This window comes from Methylibium sp. T29-B, assembly GCF_000576225.1.
Taxonomy (GTDB): Bacteria; Pseudomonadota; Gammaproteobacteria; order Burkholderiales; family Burkholderiaceae_C; genus Methylibium; species Methylibium petroleiphilum.
Genome location: NZ_AZSN01000310.1, coordinates 1 through 2,092 on the forward strand (window position 1 = coordinate 1; position 2,092 = coordinate 2,092).

1 protein-coding gene is annotated in these 2,092 nt (G+C 74.3%); it reads right to left on the bottom strand.

Going from position 1 to position 2,092, the window contains the following annotated elements; translation table 11 throughout:
- The coding region (locus tag Y694_RS21470; protein ID WP_036236522.1) for a PD-(D/E)XK nuclease family protein at positions 1-2,092 on the bottom strand (2,092 nt) is incomplete at both ends.

The following is a 2,092-nucleotide window of genomic DNA, read 5'->3' on the forward strand; positions in this document are numbered from 1 at the left end:
CCGGCATCGGCGCGCCGGCCTGCAGGCGCGTGAAGTCGGCCGCGATGCCTTCGAGCAGCGTCGCGGCGCTGGCGGCCACGTCGGGATGCGCCAGCAGCTTCACGCCCTCGCGCCCGTCGAGCGACAGGTAGGCGGCCTGCACGTCGCCTGGCGGGACGCCGCGCGACGCGTCCAGCAGCGCGGCGTAGAACGGCAGCTGGGTGTCCTCGAGCGGCTGCCGCAGGCGCTCGCGCAGGGTGGTCTCGCTGGAGGTCTTGTAGTCGAGGATGCGGTGCGCACCGTGGCCCCCCTTGCCCGGCACGGCATCGATGCGGTCCAGCGTGCCGCGCAGGCGCAGGCCGGCGGCCGCCAGCGCTGGCGGCTGTGCTCGCAGTTCGAGTTCGGTATCGATCACGTTCGCGCCCAGCGCCTCTTCGGCATGCCACCAGGCGAGGTAGCGCGGCAGCAGGTCCTCGAACCACACGGCGAACGGCAGGAAATCGGCATCGTCTCGCGCCAGCAGCGCCTGCCGCGCGCGGGCAATGCGCAGCAGCAAGGCGGCATCGTCCTGCGGCGCACCGGGCTGCCGCTGGCGGTGGAAGTCCTGCAGCACCGCATGCAGCCAGGTGCCGTAGTCGCGCTTGTCGACGGCGTCGTCGAGTTCCTCGGCTTCGGCCAGGCCCAGCAGGCGCTGCGCGAAGAAGCGATAGGGGCAGGCGCGCAGCGCTTCGTAGGCCGTGGCGTTGAGCGAGTCGGGCAACAGCGCCGGCGCGACCGGCAAGGGGTGCGCGAGCGGGCGCGGCACGACGGCGACGGGCGTCCGCTGCTCACCGCCCGACCTGACGGCCTCGCGTTCGTCGAACTGCAGTTGCAGCAACAGCGGGCTGGCCTGCAGCGGCTCGGCCCCGTCGCGCCGGCGGTGCAGCAGCGTGAGCCGCGGCACCCTCAGCAACTGCGCGAAGGCCCGTCGCTCGTGCTCGCGACGCTGCGCGCTCGACGGCAGGCCGAGCGCGGCCGCCAGTGCGTCGCCCAGCAAGGCCTGCGGCTTCGGCAGCGCGCCGAGATGCGCCGCATCCGCACCCGGACACACGACCGCTGCGAACGGACGCAGCATCGCGCGCGCCAGCGGCGTGAGGATCACCGGCGCCGCACCGCCGAGGTCGGGCGACGGCGGCTCGAACGAAACCGCCTCCAGCACGCCGTCGACCCAGTCGCGCAAGCCGTCGGCATCGAAGCGCACGCGCGCCGCCTGCTGCGCCCAGGCGCTGCCTGCCGGCGGCTCGGCGCGGCACCGCAGCGCATCGATGACTTGCCGACCGGCCGCGTCGCCCAGCAGCGCCTCCCACAGCCCGGCGCGCAGCAGCGCCTCGCGCAGGCGGGACAGCCATTCGCCCAGCGCCAGGCGGCGGGTTGCGCTCAAGGGTTCGCCGATCGCGAGCCACTGCTGCCAAAGGGCGAGCGCAGCAGGCTCGAGGCGGGCCTCGTCGACCTGCCGCAACGCGGTGATGCCGTCGCGTCGCCACGCGGCATCGAGCGCCGCACGGCCATCCACCGGGGCTGGCGCCGAGGCCAGCCAGTCGAGCAGGTCGTCGGTCGCTGCGCGGGGATGCACCGCGCGCAGCAGGCCCATCACCGTGGCGCCTGCACGGGTGGTCGACAGCTTCCAGCCCGTCTCATCGCTCACCGGAACCTGCTGCCGCTCGAGCAGCGCTCGCACGCGACGCACCAGCACGCGGTCAAGGGCCACCAGGGCCACCGGCTGCTCGCCCTGCGCCAGATGAGCCAGCACCTGCGCCGCCGCCCGCTGCGCCTCGTCCTCGAAATCGTCGCACTCGCTCACCTGCACTGCACCGGGAACACTGCGAAGGCCGGGGGCCCGCAGATCGGCATCGAGCCACAGCACCGGGACCGACGACGCGGCCAACAAGGACTCGACCAGCGGATCGGAGGCGCCGACCCGCAACGCGACCCAGGCCGCCGGCCTCAGGGCGTGGAGCGCATCGGCGCCCATCGTGGCCGCCGTGTTCGACCACTCGAGCGCGAGCCGCGCCAGCGCGCGCTCCTGCTGGCCCGGCCCGGTGGGGCCGGACAGGAGCGAACGGGCCTTCTCGAG